Genomic DNA, 15,850 nt, shown 5'->3' on the forward strand with positions numbered 1-15,850 from the left:
ATGGTTCCATGGCGACACCGAAGACCCGGCGCCGGGGCACCGAGCTGGAAGAGGCGATCCTGCGCGCGGCGGCCGCCGAACTCGCCGAAGCCGGCTACCCGGGCCTGACCATGGAACGGGTCGCGCAGCGCGCCGGCACCAACAAGAACGCGATCTACCGCCGCTGGCCGAACCGGGCCGCGCTCGGCGTCGCCGCCTACCGCCACCTCGCCGAAGACACCATGAAGCCGCCCGACACCGGCAACCTCCGCGAGGACGCGCTGACGTTGCTGCGGGCGATCAACTGCGGCCAGACGTCGCCCGCCGCGCGGGCCCTCCGCAGCCTCCTCACCGGCGTCGGCGACGAACCCGGACTCCGGGAGCAGCTGCACGAACAGGCCGCCGCCGGGGGCGCCGCCGCGTGGCTCACCCTCGTCGGCCGGGCGGTGGAGCGGGGCGAAGCCCGGCCGGAAGCCCGGCAACCACGCGTCGCCACGGTCGCCCTTGTGCTGCTGCACAACGAATACCTGGCCCACGGATTGACCACTGTGGACGACGCCGTGCTCGTCGGGATCGTCGACGAGGTCTACCTGCCGCTGGTGCGGGCATGACGCCGCGGTTCGATCGCCACGCCGGGCTCGCCGCCGCGCTGGCGGAAGCCGGCGACGACCTCCTGGCCGCGGCCCGCCCGCTCGGCACCGGCATCGGCGGGTCGTCCTGGCTGCTGCGGGTGGCCGGCGAGCCCGTCTTCGTCAAGCGGGTGGCGCTCACCGACGTCGAACGGGCGAACCCCCGCTCGACGGCCGACCTGTACGGGCTTCCCCCGTGGTGGCACTACGGCGTCGGTTCCGCGGGCGGCGGCGCCTGGCGCGAGCTGGAAGCGCACCTCATGACGACGGCGTGGGTCCTCGGCGGCGAGTGCGGGAACTTCCCGCTCCTGCACCACTGGCGGATCCTGCCCGGCCTGCCCCGCCCCAGCGCCGACATCGAGGCCGACGTGGCGTTCTGGCACGGCGACGCCGGGGTGCGGCGCCGGCTGGAAGCGCTGGCCGGCGCCACCGCCGACCTCGTGCTGTTCCTCGAGTACCTGCCGCACGACCTCGCCGGGTGGCCGGGCGACGACCTGCCGCTCGAAGAGGACCTCCGGCACATCACCGGATTCCTGGCCACGAAAGGCGTCCAGCACTTCGACGCGCACTTCGCCAACATCGTCACCGACGGCGAACGCCTCTACCTCACCGACTTCGGCCTGACGGTGGCCCCGGGCTTCGACCTCTCGGACGCCGAAGCGGAGTTCCTCGCCGAGCACGACGGCCACGACCGGGCCTACGTGCTGACCCACCTGGTCAACCGGCACGTCCGCGGCCTGCGCACGTGGCCGGATCCCCGCACCCGCAACGACTTCGTCCGCGCCTGCGCCGCCGGGGAGGTACCGGACCAGGCACCCGTGCTCCGCCGGTACGCGCCACTGGCCGCCGTCGTCAACGACTTCTACTTCGCGCTGCACACCGAGAGCCGGAAGACGCCGTACCCGCGGGACGCGATCGCCGAGCGGCTCGCCCGCCATCCAGAAGGCTCTTGACCACCGGACCACGCCGACCTAGAGTCAGCGTACCCCGGGTCATGTTAACGTTAACATGCGCCGGTCCCCGACGTGCCCCGAAGGAACCGACAACGATGAAGTTGTTCTCCCCACGCCGTTTCGGCGTCGTGCTGGCCGTCGCGGCCGCACTCGTCCCCCTCGGCAGCGCCGGCGCCGGTGCGGCGCCCTCCGGCGCGGGCCTCCGCGACGCCGCGAGCACGCTTTCCGTGCCCGGCATCGACGACGTCCGCGGCAACCTCACCCTGCCGGCGAGCGGCCCGGACGGCACGAACGTCGCCTGGACGTCGTCCGCGCCGTCGGTGATCACCCCGACCGGCGAGGTCACCCGGCCGCCGGCCGGCGCGGCCCCCGCGAAGGTCGTCCTGACCGCGAAGGTCAGCCTCGGCCGCGAAAGCACCACGCGGCGGTTCACCGCGACCGTCGTCCCCAAGCCGGTCCAGGAACCCTTGGCCGGCTACAGCTTCTTCTACTTCACCGGCGAAGGCACCTCCAACGGCGAGCAGATCTACTCGGCGCTGAGCAAGGGCAACGACCCGCTGAACTGGACCGAGCTCAACAACGGCCAGCCGGTGCTCAAGTCCAGCCTCGGCGAGCTGGGCGTGCGCGACCCGTTCATCCTGCGCTCCCCCGACGGCGACAAGTTCTACCTGCTGGCCACCGACCTGCGCATCTACGCCGGCCGCGGCTGGGACGCCGCCCAGCGCACCGGCAGCCGGTCGATCATGGTCTGGGAGTCGACCGACCTGGCGCACTGGTCGCGCCAGCGCAGCGTCCAGGTGTCGCCGCCGACCGCGGGCAACACGTGGGCGCCGGAAGCGTTCTGGGACGCCAAGCGCGGCACGTACGTCGTCTACTGGGCCTCGAAGCTGTACGCGGAGAACGACCCGAACCACCTCGGCGACAGCTACAACCGGATGATGTACGCGACCACGCGCGACTTCGTCACCTTCAGCGCGCCGCAGGTCTGGATCGACCCGGGCTACTCGGTGATCGACTCGACGGTCATCAAGGACCAGGACACCTACTACCGGTTCACCAAGGACGAGCGGAACAACACCTCCTCGACGCCGTGCAGCAAGTTCATCACCGAGGAGAAGGCCACCGACCTGCTCGACCCGCACTACGGCTTCGTCGCCGACTGCATCGGCAAGGCCACCGCGACCGGCCCGGGCCTGTCCGCGGGCGAGGGGCCCACCGGGTTCAAGTCCAACACCGAGAACAAGTGGTACCTGTTCATCGACGAGTTCGGCGGCCGCGGCTACGTCCCGTTCGAGACCACCGACCTGAACTCGGGCAAGTGGACGATGTCGGCCGGGGCGCACCTGCCCGCGTCCCCGCGGCACGGCACCGTCCTGCCGGTCACCCAGGCCGAGATGAACCGGCTCAGCGCGCCCCCGGCACCGGCCAAGGCCGACGCGAAGGGCCTGGTCGCGCACTGGCCGCTCGACGCGAAGTCGGGCCCGGTCGCGACCGACTCGACCGGGCACGGCTACGACGGCGCCCTCGCCGGTGACGTCTCCTGGGCCGGCGGCGCGCTCGCGTTCGGCGGCAAGAACGGGCACGTCCAGCTGCCGGACAACCTGCTCACCGGCGCGTCGGCGGCGACCGTGTCGGCCGACGTCCTGGTCGATCCGAACCAGCAGACGCCGTACTTCCTCTGGGGCCTGGGCAACACGGCGAAGGACGGCACCGGCAACGGCTATCTCTTCACCACCGGCGGGACCGCGAGCGGCGGCTTCCGCGGCGCCATCGCGACCGGCAACTGGACCACCGAGCAGGCGGTGGACTCCGGCGGCGGGCTGCCGCGCGGGGTGTGGAAGAACGTGACCCTCACCGTCGGAAACGGCGTCGAGGTGCTCTACCTGGACGGCGTCGAAGTGGGCCGCAACGCGAACGCCACGATCAAGCCGTCGGACCTCGGCGGCGGCGTCACGGCGGCGAACTACCTCGGCCGCTCGACCTACGCGAGCGACAGGACCCTGACCGGCAAGATGAAGGACGTGCGGCTCTACAACCGGGCGCTGTCCGGGGCCGAGGTCGCCACGCTGCCCTCGAACCGCACCGCGATCCGCTCGGTGCAGCTCGACGCGCTCAAGACGCCGGCCGTCATCGACTCCGGCGCCGGGACGGTCGTGCTGCCGGTCAAGCCGGGCACCGACCTGCGCCGGCTCGCGCCGCGGTTCGGCCTCGCGCCGGGTGCGACGATCAAGCCGGACAAGCCGGTGGATCTGAGCTCGCCGAGGCAGTTCACGGTGACCGGCGCCGGCGGCGACCGTCGGGTGTGGACGGTCGAGGCGCACGAGACCCGCAGCCCGGTGCTGCCCGGATACCACGCCGACCCGAACATCGTCGCGTTCGGCGACACCTACTACCTCTACCCGACCACCGACGGCTTCGACGGCTGGAGCGGCACGAAGTTCTCGGCGTGGTCGTCGAAGAACCTCGTGGACTGGCAGGACGAGGGCGTCATCCTCGACCTCGGCAAGGACGTGAGCTGGGCGGACAAGAACGCCTGGGCCCCGACGATCGCCCAGCGCGGCGGGAAGTACTACTTCTACTTCTGCGCCGAGGCGAAGATCGGCGTCGCGGTGAGCGACTCCCCCACCGGGCCGTTCACCGACTCCGGCAAGCCGCTGATCGCGAAGAACCCCGACGGCGGCCAGGCCATCGACCCGGCGGTGTTCCTCGACCACACCGGGAAGCCGTACCTGTACTGGGGCAACGGCAACGCCTACGTCGTGCCGCTCGACGACGACATGGTGTCCTACGACCCGGCGAAGATCACCCGTCTGACCGGCCTGGACGACTTCCGCGAGGGGTTGTTCATGATGGAGCGCAAGGGCACCTACTACCTCAGCTGGTCCATCGACGACACCCGCAGCCCGGACTACCGCGTCGGCTACGCCACCGCGCCGAGCCCCACCGGGCCGTTCACCAACCGCGGCGTCATCCTGAGCAAGGACGCCCACCTCGGCGTCCTCGGCACCGGGCACAGCTCGATGCTGCAGGTCCCGGGCACCGACGACTGGTACCTGGCCTACCACCGCTTCGGCATCCCGGGCGGCGACGGCACCCACCGCGAGACGACGATCGACAAGCTGACGTTCCGCCGTGACGGCACGATCGCCCCGGTCGTCCCGACGCTGGAAAGCGTGCGGCCGCAGCGGATCCCGTGGCACTGCGGGCGGGTGCACGCTCTCTGAGGCACCACTCGAAGCGGTGAGACGGAGATCACGAACGGCGGGTGTTTGCCCCGATGAGGGCCGGGTAAACCTCCGCCGTTCGGGTTGCTTCGACCGCTTTCCGCCTCAGGAGTCGTTTGATGACCAGCGTCCTGACCGACAACCTCGGGAATTCGCGTCCGGTCCCCCGGCCGCGCCCGCGTCCGGTCACGTCCGACACGCTCGCGGAGCTCGGCCGCCTCGCGGCGCTGGCCGAGCTCGCCCGGCGCTCCTCGCCGTCCCTGATGCACCACGCGATCCTCGCCGGCACGTCCCCCGCCACGGTGGCGGCGGCCGCGAAGATCGACGTGTCCGAAGCGCACATCCGCTGGCACGAATGGGCCGACACGGCGGTCGGCCGCGACGAGTACCTGCGCGTCCACGCCGCCTTCGCCAAAGCCGTCGTCGCCCGCCACGAGGCGGTGGAGGAAGACCCGTGCCCGTGACCACCGAAGAGACGACCCTGGCCGACCTGGCCGCGCTCGGCGACGCGGCCACCGAGCTGCTGGCGGAGCTCACCGAGCAGCTGGCGACCGCGGCTTCACGGCGCTGAGGGGAGCCGGCTTCACCCGGCCAGTTCGGGCAGGGCCAGGGTGTGGTTCGTGTGCCGGACCTTGGCGTCGAGGTACCGCAGGTTGTCCGGGGTCGCGTGCACGCCGGTGGGCACCGTCCCGGCGACCGTGACGCCCCGCTCGCGCAGCTGCCGGACCTTGTCGGGGTTGTTGGTCAGCAGGTCCACCTCGGTGACGCCGAGCGCGGCGAGCATCTGGGCCGCCGCGGTGTAGTCGCGGGCGTCCTCGGGCAGTCCCAGCGCGGTGTTGGCCTGGTAGGTGTCGAGCCCGGCGTCCTGCAGGGCGTAGGCGTCCAGCTTCGCGTAGAGGCCGATGCCCCGGCCCTCCTGGCGCAGGTAGAGCAGGACGCCGCCGGCGCCGTCGATCCGCTCCACGGCCTCGCGCAGCTGCGGCCCGCAGTCGCAGCGGGCGGACCCGAACACGTCGCCGGTCAGGCACTCCGAGTGCAGGCGCACCAGCGGCCGGACCGGGTCGCCGAACACCAGGGCGAGGTGCTCGGCGCCGTCCACCAGCCCGTCGAAGGTGACGACCTCGGCCGAGGCGGCGTAGCCGTCGGCGAAGCGCAGCGGGACGCGGACGCGGGTGCGGACGGTGGCGGCGGGGATCATGGCGACTCCAGTGCGTTCAAATTTGAACCTTGATCGCACCGTACCCCTTGAGTTCGAATTTGAACAACAGGTACCGTTGTGACATGGGTCGTCCGCGGTGGCTGAACGCCGAGGAGAAACGCGCCTGGAACGCGTTCCTCGGCACCTACGAGCTGCTCAACCGGCGGCTGGACCAGCAGCTGAAGCAGGACTCCGGGATTTCCCACCTGCAGTACGTGATCCTCGCCCGGCTCAACGCCGCCCCGGACCGCGAGCTGCGGATGGCCGAGCTGGCGTGCGCGGTGTCGAACTCCAAGAGCGGGCTGACCTACCAGATCGGCCAGCTGGAACGGGCCGGCCTGGTGCGCCGCCGCGCCTGCGAGAGCGATCCCCGCGCCGTGTACGCCGTGCTCACCGACGAAGGCGTGGCCCAGCTCGAGCAGGCCGCACCCGGGCACGTGGGCCTGGTCCGCGAGCTGCTCATCGACGTCCTGACACCAGACCAGCTGCACGCGCTGGCCGACGGGCTCGGTGAGGTGAACCGCCGCATGCTCGCCGCCGGCGAACCCACCACCGACTGCCGCTGAGTGACCTGCGTCACTTCCGCCGCCGATCCCGGAACCCGGCCCGCCCCGCTCGAGAACAGCCGATGACACCGGCTGGACCGAAAGGCGGGCGATGACCCCGGAAGAACCCGATTCCGACGACGACGCGAGCGTGATCGCGCGGTCGCGGCACGAGCCCAGCTTGTTCGCGGTCATCTTCGACCGCCACTCGCGGCACATCCACCGCTACCTGGCCCGGCGCCTCGGCCCGACGACCGCGGACGACGTCCTGGCGGACACGTTCCTGATCGCCTTCGACAAGCGCGCGAAGTTCGATCCGGCCCGGTCCGACGCCCGGCCGTGGCTCTACGGCATCGCCACGAACCTCGTCTCGCGGCAGCGGCGGGCGGAAGCGCGCGAGCTGAAGCTCCGGCTGGCCGTCGGACCGCCGCCCGCCGACGAAGGGCACGCCGACCGGGTCGCCGACCAGGTCAGCGCCCAAGCCCTCGGCACCCGGCTCGACCGGGCGCTGGCCGCCCTGCGGCCCCGCGAACGGGACGTCCTGCTGCTCGTCGCCGCGGAGGGCCTGGGCTACCAGGAAGTCGCCGAAGCGCTCGGCGTCCCCGTCGGCACCGTCAAATCCCGGCTCAACCGGGCTCGCGGCCGCGTCCGCGCCGAGCTCGGCGCCTTCGACCTCGTGAAGGAGACCTCGCGTCATGGATGACCTGGACCTGATCCGCTCCCGCGCCGAAACCGTCGGCTTCGCGCCGGCGGAGCGCCTCGCCCCGGCCCGCGAGCGGCTCTTGGCCGCCGCCCGCGGCGAGCGACGGCACCGGCCGCACCGCTGGTTCTGGCTCGCCGGCGCCTCGATCGGCCTGGCCGCGGCGATCACCGCCGTCGTCGCGCTGGCCCCCGCCGACCAGGTCGGCGGAATCGGAGCCGGCGTCGCGCACGCCGACCCGGTCAAGGTGCTCACCGCGGCGGCGAGCACCGCGCTGAAGGAGCCGGGAAAGCCGCCGCGCCCCGACCAGTTCCTGTACGTGAAGACCGAGCAGCCGGACCACCACTTCCGCGAAGTCTGGTTTTCGGTCGACGGGACCCGCGACGGCCTGATCGGCACCACCAAGATCGGTGGCTGCCGCGACGGCAAGGCGCCGAACTACGGCACGAACGACCCGCGGAAGGAAGGGATGCTCGAGGACTGCACGCCCAAGCCGGTCTACCGGACGGATCTGCCGACGACGGCCGACGCGATGCTGGCCTACCTCGATGCCCAGCCCGGCAACCAGAAGGACAACGTCAACGCCATGGGCAAGAGCGTCTTCGGCCTCGCCTACGAGCAGGTCCTCCAACCGGCGTCCTACGCGGCGCTGTTCGAGGCGGCGGCGAAGGTGCCGGGCCTGACGGCACTGGACCACGTCACCGACGGCGCCGGCCGTCCTGGTGTCGGGATCACCTGGCCGAATCCCCCTGGCTCGGGACCGGACGCCAAGCCGCTGGTGATCGTCTTCGACGCCACCACCTACCAGTTCCTGGGCACGACCGACAGTGCGGTGACGGTGAAGACCTACGTCGACGAAGTGGGTCAGCGCCCCTGACCGGCGCGGACGCGAAAGCTGCCCGGTTCTCGCAACCATTCCGGGCTCCGGCCCGTGCATTAGAGGTGTGAGGACTTCTTCGGATCGACGACGGCGGTTCCGGACGCGAGCGGTGGTGGTCGCCGCGCTGGCCGGAGCCGGTCTCGCGTTCGCCCACGCCGCCGCCGGCCTGGGTGTCACGGACCGCATCCTGGCCGCGGCGTCCGGCGGGCACAGCCTGCCGGACACCGCGGCCCTGGCGCAGGCCCCGGCGCCGGTGGCCACGTCGGCCCGGCCGGCCCCGAACCCGATCCTGCCGTTCAACGCGAAGCTGACGTCCGACGACATCCCCGTCCCCGGCGGCGGGGTGCGCAGCGGCGCCTGCAGCGGCTCGCTGGTCGCGCGGCAGTGGGTCGTCACCGCCGGGCACTGCTTCCACGACCTGAAGGACACCCGGATCGGCGGGCGGCCGCCGTACACGATGACCGTCACCGTCGGCCGGCTGAAGGACACCGACCCCGGCGGGTACACGAGCGAGGTCGTCGACGTCCGGCAGTCGCCGGTGAACGACCTGGCGGTGGCCAAGCTCCGCAGCCCGATCGACGACATCGCCCCGGTGGCGCTGGCCACCACCCGGCCGCCGGTCGGGACGCAGCTCCAGTTCGCCGGCTGGGGTTCGCTCTCGGCGACCGTGCTCGGCCCGTCCGACCACCTCAAGCGCGGGCGGTTCACCGTGTCGGGCATCGGCCAGGCGACCCTGGAGGCCCAGCCGGTCGGCAAGCGCACGGTCGAGAACGGCCCGTGCCCCGAAGACTCGGGCGGCCCGTTCTTCCTCTCCGACGACGACGCCACCGCGACGCTGGTGGCCATCGTCAACACCGGGCCGCCGTGCCCGCAGCCCGGGCCCGAGACGATCGCCAGGGTGGACGTGGTGGCGGACTGGATCCGGGAGCAGACCGGCTGAGTCACCGCGGCCGCAGCGCGGCCAGCTCCTCGGTGATCAGCAGGTCCGGGTCGAACTTCATCCCGGCGAAGTGGCCGGCCAGCTCGAGTGAGAGCACGCCGTGCAGGCGGGTCCAGAAGGACAGCGCGCGGTGCAGGACCGCGGACGGCGCGGGGTCGTCCCCCGCCCACCCGCGATGGGTTTCGAGGTGCGTGTCGAACGGCGTCGGCGGCTCGTCGCCGGCGTCCGCGGCACAGGCCTCGATCAGCACCGCCATCACCTCGGACGAGATCGCGGTGGTGTCGCCGGGCGCGTGGTAGCCGGGCACCGGCGTGCCGTAGACGAGGAAGTACCGCTGCGGGTCGCGGCGCGCCCAGCCGCCGATGGCGGTCGCCAGCTCGAGCAGGCCCGCGCCGGCGTCCCGCGCCGCGCGGACGGTGTCGGCGAGGCTGCGGTAGGCGTCGCGGACGAGGGCGGTGATCAGCTCGTCGCGGCTCCCGAAGTACCGGTACAGCGCCGGGCCGCTCATCCCGACCTGCTTGGCGATCGCGTTGAGCGAGAGCGCGGGCACCCCGGCCTCGGCGATCTGTTCCCACGCGTGGCGCTTGATCTCCTCGCGCACCTGGGCTCGATAACGCTCTCGGGGGCTCTCGCTCGTCACCGTTAGAGGCTATCACTTTTCCTATTGACACTCACTCCGATGCGGTTATAGCTTCTAACTATCAGAACAGGAGCTCACGAAACGGAGGGCATCATGCTCAGCACCCGGCTTCGACCCGCGCTGCTCGCGCTTTCGGTCACCGCGGGGCTCATGACCACCGCGGCCTCGGCCGAGGCCGCGGTGCCGACCGCACTCGGCTGCCGGGGTGCCGGCATCGATCCGGCCGCGCAGCTGCACCACCGGACCGAGACGGTCGTCAAGGCGCCGGCGGCCTCGGTCTGGCGGCTGCACACCGACGTGGCCGGCTGGCCCGCCTGGCAGCAGGCCGTCACCGGCGCGAACCGGCTCGACGCCGGTCCGCTGCGGCCGGGTTCGCGGTTCCGCTGGACCACCCCGGCGCCGCCCACCCCCACCACACCGGCGACCACGCTGGTCATCACCTCGACGGTCGAGCAGGTGCAGCCGGGCCGGTGCGTCCGCTGGACCGGGCCCGCGGTCGGCGACGGGCTGCGCATCGACCGCGGCGTGCACGTCTGGACGTTCACGCCGGTGCGCGGCGGCGTGCTCGTCCGCACCGAGGAGAGCTGGACGGGCGCGCAGATCGAGGCCGACCCCGCCACCGCCCTCCGCTACCTGGCGGGCGGGCTCGACGCCTGGCTCGCCGACCTCAAGACCACCGCCGAAGCCCGCGGAAAGGAAACCCGATGACGGTCACCGCCCCGCCCCGCACCTCGACGGCCGTGCTGGTCGCGGCCTGGGCCGTCCCGGTCATGGTGGCCGGCCAGTTCGCCCTGCTCTCCGGCGTGCCGATCGCCGTCGTGCTGCTCGGGTCCCGCCGCCGCCGGTGGGGCGCGGCCCTCGCCGCGGTCTACGCCACCGCCCTGACGCTGTGGCTGGCCGGGCCGGGCGACGCGCCGAGCCTGTCGAAGTACCTGAGTCCGGTGGCCACCGCGCTGTTCACCGCCGCCGGTGTCGTGGTGGCGGTCGCCCTCAGCCGGCGTGCTCGATGACGAACGCGGTGAGGAAGCCGAGCGTGGCGAGCAGGCCGGTGTAGAGCTCGGTGCGTTCGAACGCCTCGGGGATCATGGTGTCGGCGATCATGGCGAGGATCGCGCCCGCGGCCACCGCCGTGATGGCGGCGACGGTCGCGGGCGAGGCCGTCCGCAGCAGCAGGTTCCCGGCGAGGGCCGCGACCCCGCTGGCGACCGCGATCCCGCTCCAGACGCCGAAGACGTACCGCGCGCCGCGGCCGGCCGTCTTCATCCCGGCGGCGCTGGACAGCCCTTCGGGGACGTTCGAGATGAACACGGCCGCGAGCACGGTGACGCCGACGCCACCGCCCCCGAGCAGGGACACACCGAGCACGACGGATTCCGGGACCCCGTCGAGCAGGGCACCGACGGCGATGGCGGCCCCGCTGCCCGCGGTGTCCTGTTCGGACGGTTGCTGCCCGCCCGAGCGCTTGCGGTGCCGGGCACCGCGACGGGCGAGGAACACGTTGATCAGGACGTAGCAGGCGGCGCCGCCGAGGAAGCCGCCCGCGGTCGGCCAGAGCCCGCCGGACCGCTGGGCCTCGTCGACGAGGTCGAAGGCCAGCGCGGAGATCAGCACCCCGGCCCCGAAGGCCATGATCCCGGCGACCACCCGCCGCGGCACCCGCACCCACCAGGCCACCGCGGCGCCGAGCACGAGCGCGATCCCGCCGACGAGCCCCCAGAAGCCCGCCTCCACCCACTGCGGCACGAGCAGCCACCTTCCGCCGGATTCCTTCCGCGAAGGGACTACCCAGGATGGACGGCGCCAACCCGGACGGGCGTCTCGATGTGCGGTCCTCGTGCGGTTCGTGGGCCCGGCGGCATCGCCGAGCCGAGGCCGGTGTGGCACGCGTCACGGAATGCGCGGCGATCTTCGGCGCTACACACAAGGGAACCCGTTCGTCCACAAGGGAGGGCCATGTCCGCCACCACCACCCCGGAAGAGTCCGTCGCCGTGCCCGAGCTGGAGGACTTCGACTTCCCGCTCACCGACGGCGCCGCCTGCCGCATCGACGACCCGGACTGCGAAGCCTGCCAGTGAGACCCGGCTCCGGCCACCCCGCGTGGCCGGAGCCGGCAGCTAAACGTGCATGGCCAGCCACAACGCCATCCAGGCGAGGCACGCCAGCGCGCCACCGACCCCGAAGGCGAGCAACACGCGGCGCAGCGCCGCGACGACGCCGGCCCGGCCCGTCATTTCGGTGATTCCCGCTTCAGCCATGGCCACCAGGTGCCCGCGTACCGGGCCGCCAAACATCCGGCGGCCCGCCCGGGAGCACGATGGCGTGGCCGCTCGATTTGCAACGTGGCATGCCACGTTGCAAGGGGTACGCTGCGCCGGTGAACCCGAAACTGCGTGACGTGGCCGCGCACGCCGGTGTCTCGGTGCGCACGGTCTCCAACGTGGTCAACGGGTTCCGGTACGTGGCCCCGGCGACCCGGGAGCGCGTGCAGGCGAGCATCGACGCGCTCGGCTACCGGCCCAACCTGGCCGCGCGCACCCTGCGCCGCGGCCGGACCGGGCTGGTGGCGCTGGTGGTCCCCGAGATCGACTCGCCGTACTTCGCCGAGCTGGCCGCGCGGACCGTGCGGATCGCCGGCGCCCGGGGCCTGACCGTGCTCATCGACCAGACCGACGGCGACGCCGAGCGCGAAACGGAACTGCTGCACGGCCGGCGCAGCCAGCTGGTCGACGGCGTGCTGTTCAGCCCGTGGGCGGTGGCCCCGGCGGAGCTGGCCGCGCGCACCGACCCCGTCCCGCTGGTGCTGCTCGGCGAGCACGACGGCACCGCCGGCGTCGACCACGTCGCCATCGACAACGTCGCCGCCGCGCGCGAGGCGACCCGGCACCTGCTGGCTTCGGGCCGCCGCCGCGTGGCGGCGCTGGGCATCCAGCCAAGCTCGCTGAACGCGACGGCGCGGCAGCGGGTCGCCGGCTACCGGCAGGCGCTGGCCGAGGCGGGCCTGCCCGCCGAGCCGGAGCTGGAGGTGCCGGTGCGGCGCCTGCACCGGGCCGACGGCCACCGGGCGATGCTGCACCTGCTGGACCTGCCCCGGCCGCCCGACGCGGTCTTCTGCTTCACCGACGAACTGGCCCTCGGCGCGCTGCGGGCCGCCGCCGACCGGCGGGTCGCGGTGCCGGAATCCCTGGCGCTGGCCGGGTTCGACGACATCGAAGACGGCCGCTACAGCGTGCCGGCCCTCACGACGGTGTCGCCGGACAAGGACCGCATCGCCGAGCTCGCCCTCGACCGCCTGGCGCGGCAGGCGGCCGCCCCGGAACCCCCGCGGTCGATCGTCGCGCCCCACCGCCTGGAAGTCCGCGGGACGAGCTGAGCGCCGAGACGCCACCGCTTCACCACCCGGCCACCGCCACCCGGTCGCGGCCGGCCTTCTTGCCCGCGTACAGCGCGTCGTCGGCCGCGCGGATCATTTCGTCGAGACCGGCGCGCGGCTCCGCGGGGTGCAGCGCCGCGCCGATCGTCGCCGACAGCCGCACCGGCTCGCCCGTCGGCGCCGTGATGCGCAGGGCCCGGATCCGGAGGCGGATCCGCTCGGCGATCGCGCGGACCTCGGCCTCGTCGACGTCGGGCAGCAGCACCGCGAACTCCTCGCCCCCGTAGCGGCCGACCGTGTCGCCGCGCCGGACGGCGCGGGTGAGCACGGTGGCGACCTCGGCGAGGACGTCGTCGCCGACCGGGTGGCCGTGGGTGTCGTTGATGCGCTTGAACCAGTCGAGGTCGATCATCAGCACGCCGATCCGGCCGCGGGTGCGCTCGAGCGCGTGCTCGGCCTGTTCGTGCCAGGCGATCGCGTTGAGCAGGCCGGTGCGCTGGTCGGTGCGGGCGGCGAGCTTGAACTGGTCGAGCTGGACGCACTGGTGCAGCGCGAACGTCGGGATGATCATCAGCAGCGCGGCGGGCGGCCACCACAGCAGGGCGAGCGCGACGAACACGCCCAGCGCCAGCTGGCTGACCTCCAGCAGGTTGTCCGACGCGCTCCCGAGCAGCCGGCGGGGGTGCTCGACGGTGACCGTCCAGGCGATGACGGTGCCGACGAGCCCGGTGTTGACCGCCCACTGCACCGCGGCCGCGGCGACCACGGCGACCAGGTCGGCCCAGCCGGGCCGCGCACCCGAGGCGAGGCGCTCGTGGACGCCGGTCGAGCCCAGCACGGCGGCCGCGGCGGCCGCGGCCAGCGCGAGCGTGGCGGCGGTGAACACCGTGCGGTGCGGTGGCCGGACCGGGTCGAACCGGTTGACCAGCACCCAGCGGTGGACGTAGATCAGCGCCACCAGCACCAGTTCGAGCACCAGGGGCACCGCGATCACCCCGGCGAAGATCCAGACGCTGCAGAGGTCGACGTACGGCGTGCCCGCGCGGTCGCGGCGCCGCCGCTCGATCAGGTGCGACGCGTGCAGGTGGGGCAGGGCCGCGGCGGCCAGCCAGCCCGCCGTCACCCACTGCTCCGGTGTCGGTGCTTCGCGCGCCGCGAGCACGAGCACGCCGATCGCCGCCAGGTCCACGCCCAGGACGAGGACCCGCACCCGGCCCGGCAACGCCCACAGTTTCCAGCCCGACGGCGCTCGGCCTCCGCCGGTGTCCACGCTTTCCCCCATCGCAGCGCCTCCCCCGCGCCGGTGATCCCCCGATCGCCCAGGGTAGTCGCGTCACGGCCGGATGTCAGGCGTTTCCCGCCATCGCGACCCGACCGGGCGGCCTGAGACCATTCCGGGTATCCGGCACCGGACGAACCGCACGGAAGGGGCGAGCCGATGAGCGACAAGGGCTGGTGAAACCTCGAACCCACTCCCCTGCCACCGGGAAGGAGCGCCGCGATGAGCGACAAAGGCTGGTGACGAACCTCAGGCCTCGGCCGGGAGCGCGGCCGAAACGGCGTCCGGGCGGCGGCGTGCCCAGGCCGCGGCCGCGGCGAGCGCGACCAGCGCTCCCGCGGTCCCCGCCCAGGCGATCGCCGCCGCCGGCCCGACCAGCTGGGCGAGGACGCCGCCGGCCACGATCCCGAGCCCTTGCCCGGCGACCATGCCGGTCCGCGCGAAGCCGAGGGTCCGCCCGCGCACCCGCGGCGGGGAGAGCTGGACGAACGTCGCGCCCGCGGTGACCTGGTAGGCCGAGCACAGCCCCGACACGAACAGCAGCGCCAGTGCCGCACCCAGGGTCGGCCGGCCCCAGAAGGCCATCAGCGGCGCCGACGTCCCGACCGCCAGCACGCCGAGCGCGCGCACCCGCACCGGCCGGGCGACCCGCCGCAGCAGCAGCGCGCCGGCGACCGCGCCCGCCGGTTCCGCGGCGAGGAGCACCCCGATCCATTCGCCGCCGACCCCGGTCTGGTGAGCGAACGGGACCGCGAGCCCCTCGGGGACGACGGTGAACAACGCGAGCCAGCCGAGCCACACCAGGGTGGCCAGCCGCCGGTCCCGGCCGACGGCCACCGCGCCCGCCCCGATCCGGCGCCACGACCGCCGCCACCACGTCGCCCCGCCTTCGCCGTCCGCGGCCGGCGGCCGGTGCCGTCCGAGGCCGGCGCGGATCAGCAGCGCGGAAGCGGCGAACGTGGCGGCGTCGACGCCCAGTGCGACGTGGGCGCCGAACCCGGTGACCACGAACGCGGCCGCGGCGAACCCGAGCACCAGGCACAGCTGCGCCGTCACCTGCTGCACCGTCTGCCCCGCCTCGTACCGGCTGCCCAGCAGCTCGGGCAGCACGGCGCCCTGCGCGGCCGAGAACGGCGCTTCGGCCAGCTGCACCAGCACGAGCAGTACGGCCATCAGCGGCAAGGGCACCGCGGGCACGGCCATCACCGCGACCAGCGCGGCCCGGATCGCGTCGCAGGTCACCATCACCCGGCGCCGCGGGTACCGGTCGGCCAGCCACGACAGCAGCGCGCCGGACACGAGGGCGGGCAGCATCGACAGCGCGTACGTCGCCGCGCTCAGCGCCGCCGAACCGGTGCGCTCGAAGACCAGTATCGACAAGGCGACCCGGGCCAGCTGATCGCCGGCCACCGACAGCAGGCCCGCCAGCCAGAGCAGGCGGAACCCTCGTACCGCGAACGCGGACCGCGTCGCACCCATCCCCCACCCCCAGGCCGGCACCTGTCACGCAGA

The 15,850-nt window shown here is 73.2% G+C and carries 18 protein-coding genes; 12 read left to right on the forward strand and 6 right to left on the reverse strand.

Annotation, left to right across the window (positions count from 1 at the left end; translation table 11 throughout):
• Positions 1-8 precede the first annotated feature (8 nt).
• From ACWEGE_RS32575 to ACWEGE_RS32590, 4 genes are all read left to right on the forward strand, one after another.
• Positions 9-590 (forward strand): TetR/AcrR family transcriptional regulator, encoded by a 582-nt coding sequence (locus ACWEGE_RS32575; RefSeq protein ID WP_449664286.1) that lies wholly within the window; start codon positions 9-11, stop codon positions 588-590.
• On the forward strand, positions 587-1,561 hold the full coding sequence (locus tag ACWEGE_RS32580; RefSeq protein ID WP_449664287.1) for a hypothetical protein: 975 nt from the start codon (positions 587-589) through the stop codon (positions 1,559-1,561). The genes ACWEGE_RS32575 and ACWEGE_RS32580 overlap by 4 nt, the downstream gene beginning before the upstream one ends.
• Positions 1,562-1,656: 95 nt before the next feature.
• Positions 1,657-4,785, forward strand: coding sequence for a family 43 glycosylhydrolase (locus ACWEGE_RS32585; protein WP_449664288.1), 3,129 nt, complete (start codon positions 1,657-1,659; stop codon positions 4,783-4,785).
• Between the two features lie 119 nt (positions 4,786-4,904).
• Positions 4,905-5,249 carry a hypothetical protein gene (locus ACWEGE_RS32590; protein ID WP_449664289.1) on the forward strand — a complete coding sequence of 115 codons (345 nt, stop codon included), beginning with the start codon at positions 4,905-4,907 and terminating at the stop codon, positions 5,247-5,249.
• 119 nt (positions 5,250-5,368) lie between these two features.
• On the opposite strand, the gene ACWEGE_RS32595 is transcribed toward ACWEGE_RS32590, so the two are convergent.
• Complete coding sequence (locus ACWEGE_RS32595; protein ID WP_449664290.1) at positions 5,369-5,983, reverse strand: GTP cyclohydrolase II; 615 nt, start codon at positions 5,981-5,983, stop codon at positions 5,369-5,371.
• Between the two features lie 83 nt (positions 5,984-6,066).
• Between ACWEGE_RS32595 and ACWEGE_RS32600 the strand changes: the two genes are divergently transcribed.
• The 4 genes from ACWEGE_RS32600 (at position 6,067) to ACWEGE_RS32615 (ending at position 9,048) form a co-directional block, all read left to right on the forward strand.
• Complete coding sequence (locus ACWEGE_RS32600; RefSeq protein ID WP_449664291.1) at positions 6,067-6,549, forward strand: MarR family winged helix-turn-helix transcriptional regulator; 483 nt, start codon at positions 6,067-6,069, stop codon at positions 6,547-6,549.
• 91 nt (positions 6,550-6,640) lie between these two features.
• The gene (locus ACWEGE_RS32605) at positions 6,641-7,231 is read left to right on the forward strand and encodes an RNA polymerase sigma factor (RefSeq protein WP_449664292.1); all 591 of its coding nucleotides are present in this window, start codon (positions 6,641-6,643) and stop codon (positions 7,229-7,231) included.
• Positions 7,224-8,105: a CU044_5270 family protein gene (locus ACWEGE_RS32610; protein WP_449664293.1), complete on the forward strand. Its 882-nt coding sequence runs from the start codon at positions 7,224-7,226 to the stop codon at positions 8,103-8,105. Before ACWEGE_RS32605 ends, ACWEGE_RS32610 begins: the two co-directional genes overlap by 8 nt.
• A gap of 67 nt (positions 8,106-8,172) precedes the next feature.
• Positions 8,173-9,048 (forward strand): S1 family peptidase, encoded by an 876-nt coding sequence (locus ACWEGE_RS32615; protein ID WP_449664294.1) that lies wholly within the window; start codon positions 8,173-8,175, stop codon positions 9,046-9,048.
• A 1-nt stretch (position 9,049) separates the two neighbouring features.
• Here the strand turns inward: ACWEGE_RS32615 and ACWEGE_RS32620 are convergent, their stop codons facing one another.
• Positions 9,050-9,688: a TetR/AcrR family transcriptional regulator gene (locus tag ACWEGE_RS32620; RefSeq protein WP_449664295.1), complete on the reverse strand. Its 639-nt coding sequence runs from the start codon at positions 9,686-9,688 to the stop codon at positions 9,050-9,052.
• A gap of 93 nt (positions 9,689-9,781) precedes the next feature.
• Here ACWEGE_RS32620 and ACWEGE_RS32625 point away from each other — a divergent pair, with 93 nt between their 5' ends.
• A complete protein-coding gene (locus ACWEGE_RS32625) occupies positions 9,782-10,396 on the forward strand; it encodes an SRPBCC family protein (RefSeq protein ID WP_449664296.1) in 615 nt (204 codons plus the stop codon).
• On the forward strand, positions 10,393-10,698 hold the full coding sequence (locus ACWEGE_RS32630; protein ID WP_449664297.1) for a hypothetical protein: 306 nt from the start codon (positions 10,393-10,395) through the stop codon (positions 10,696-10,698). The genes ACWEGE_RS32625 and ACWEGE_RS32630 overlap by 4 nt, the downstream gene beginning before the upstream one ends.
• Here the strand turns inward: ACWEGE_RS32630 and ACWEGE_RS32635 are convergent.
• Positions 10,679-11,431 carry a ZIP family metal transporter gene (locus ACWEGE_RS32635; protein ID WP_449664298.1) on the reverse strand — a complete coding sequence of 251 codons (753 nt, stop codon included), beginning with the start codon at positions 11,429-11,431 and terminating at the stop codon, positions 10,679-10,681. The genes ACWEGE_RS32630 and ACWEGE_RS32635 overlap by 20 nt on opposite strands.
• 210 nt (positions 11,432-11,641) lie before the next feature.
• Here ACWEGE_RS32635 and ACWEGE_RS32640 point away from each other — a divergent pair, with 210 nt between their 5' ends.
• Positions 11,642-11,764, forward strand: coding sequence for a hypothetical protein (locus ACWEGE_RS32640; protein ID WP_255410490.1), 123 nt, complete (start codon positions 11,642-11,644; stop codon positions 11,762-11,764).
• A gap of 39 nt (positions 11,765-11,803) precedes the next feature.
• On the opposite strand, the gene ACWEGE_RS32645 is transcribed toward ACWEGE_RS32640, so the two are convergent.
• Positions 11,804-11,944 (reverse strand): hypothetical protein, encoded by a 141-nt coding sequence (locus tag ACWEGE_RS32645; protein WP_191306731.1) that lies wholly within the window; start codon positions 11,942-11,944, stop codon positions 11,804-11,806.
• A gap of 119 nt (positions 11,945-12,063) precedes the next feature.
• On the opposite strand from ACWEGE_RS32645, the gene ACWEGE_RS32650 reads away from it, so the two are divergent.
• A complete protein-coding gene (locus ACWEGE_RS32650) occupies positions 12,064-13,059 on the forward strand; it encodes a LacI family DNA-binding transcriptional regulator (RefSeq protein WP_449664299.1) in 996 nt (331 codons plus the stop codon).
• A 19-nt stretch (positions 13,060-13,078) separates the two neighbouring features.
• On the opposite strand, the gene ACWEGE_RS32655 is transcribed toward ACWEGE_RS32650, so the two are convergent.
• Together ACWEGE_RS32655 and ACWEGE_RS32660 are read right to left on the reverse strand one after the other, a co-directional pair.
• Entirely contained in the window at positions 13,079-14,341 is a 1,263-nt protein-coding gene (locus ACWEGE_RS32655) for a diguanylate cyclase domain-containing protein (RefSeq protein WP_449664300.1), read from the reverse strand.
• A gap of 246 nt (positions 14,342-14,587) precedes the next feature.
• Positions 14,588-15,817, reverse strand: a complete 1,230-nt coding sequence (locus ACWEGE_RS32660) for an MFS transporter (RefSeq protein ID WP_449664301.1) — start codon at positions 15,815-15,817, stop codon at positions 14,588-14,590.
• Between the last annotated feature and the right edge of the window lie 33 nt (positions 15,818-15,850).

The organism is Amycolatopsis sp. NPDC004747 (assembly GCF_053601335.1).

Bases quoted from the DNA above. Each gene is read 5' to 3' on its own strand.
- ACWEGE_RS32590 (WP_449664289.1), top strand. From the start codon at position 4,905: ATGACCAGCGTCCTGACCGACAACCTCGGGAATTCGCGTCCGGTCCCC.
- ACWEGE_RS32575 (WP_449664286.1), top strand. From the start codon at position 9: ATGGCGACACCGAAGACCCGGCGCCGGGGCACCGAGCTGGAAGAGGCG.
- ACWEGE_RS32660 (WP_449664301.1), bottom strand. From the start codon at position 15,817: ATGGGTGCGACGCGGTCCGCGTTCGCGGTACGAGGGTTCCGCCTGCTC.
- ACWEGE_RS32580 (WP_449664287.1), top strand. From the start codon at position 587: ATGACGCCGCGGTTCGATCGCCACGCCGGGCTCGCCGCCGCGCTGGCG.
- ACWEGE_RS32610 (WP_449664293.1), top strand. From the start codon at position 7,224: ATGGATGACCTGGACCTGATCCGCTCCCGCGCCGAAACCGTCGGCTTC.
- ACWEGE_RS32605 (WP_449664292.1), top strand. From the start codon at position 6,641: ATGACCCCGGAAGAACCCGATTCCGACGACGACGCGAGCGTGATCGCG.
- ACWEGE_RS32630 (WP_449664297.1), top strand. From the start codon at position 10,393: ATGACGGTCACCGCCCCGCCCCGCACCTCGACGGCCGTGCTGGTCGCG.
- ACWEGE_RS32600 (WP_449664291.1), top strand. From the start codon at position 6,067: ATGGGTCGTCCGCGGTGGCTGAACGCCGAGGAGAAACGCGCCTGGAAC.
- ACWEGE_RS32655 (WP_449664300.1), bottom strand. From the start codon at position 14,341: ATGGGGGAAAGCGTGGACACCGGCGGAGGCCGAGCGCCGTCGGGCTGG.
- ACWEGE_RS32595 (WP_449664290.1), bottom strand. From the start codon at position 5,983: ATGATCCCCGCCGCCACCGTCCGCACCCGCGTCCGCGTCCCGCTGCGC.
- ACWEGE_RS32625 (WP_449664296.1), top strand. From the start codon at position 9,782: ATGCTCAGCACCCGGCTTCGACCCGCGCTGCTCGCGCTTTCGGTCACC.
- ACWEGE_RS32645 (WP_191306731.1), bottom strand. From the start codon at position 11,944: ATGGCTGAAGCGGGAATCACCGAAATGACGGGCCGGGCCGGCGTCGTC.
- ACWEGE_RS32585 (WP_449664288.1), top strand. From the start codon at position 1,657: ATGAAGTTGTTCTCCCCACGCCGTTTCGGCGTCGTGCTGGCCGTCGCG.
- ACWEGE_RS32640 (WP_255410490.1), top strand. From the start codon at position 11,642: ATGTCCGCCACCACCACCCCGGAAGAGTCCGTCGCCGTGCCCGAGCTG.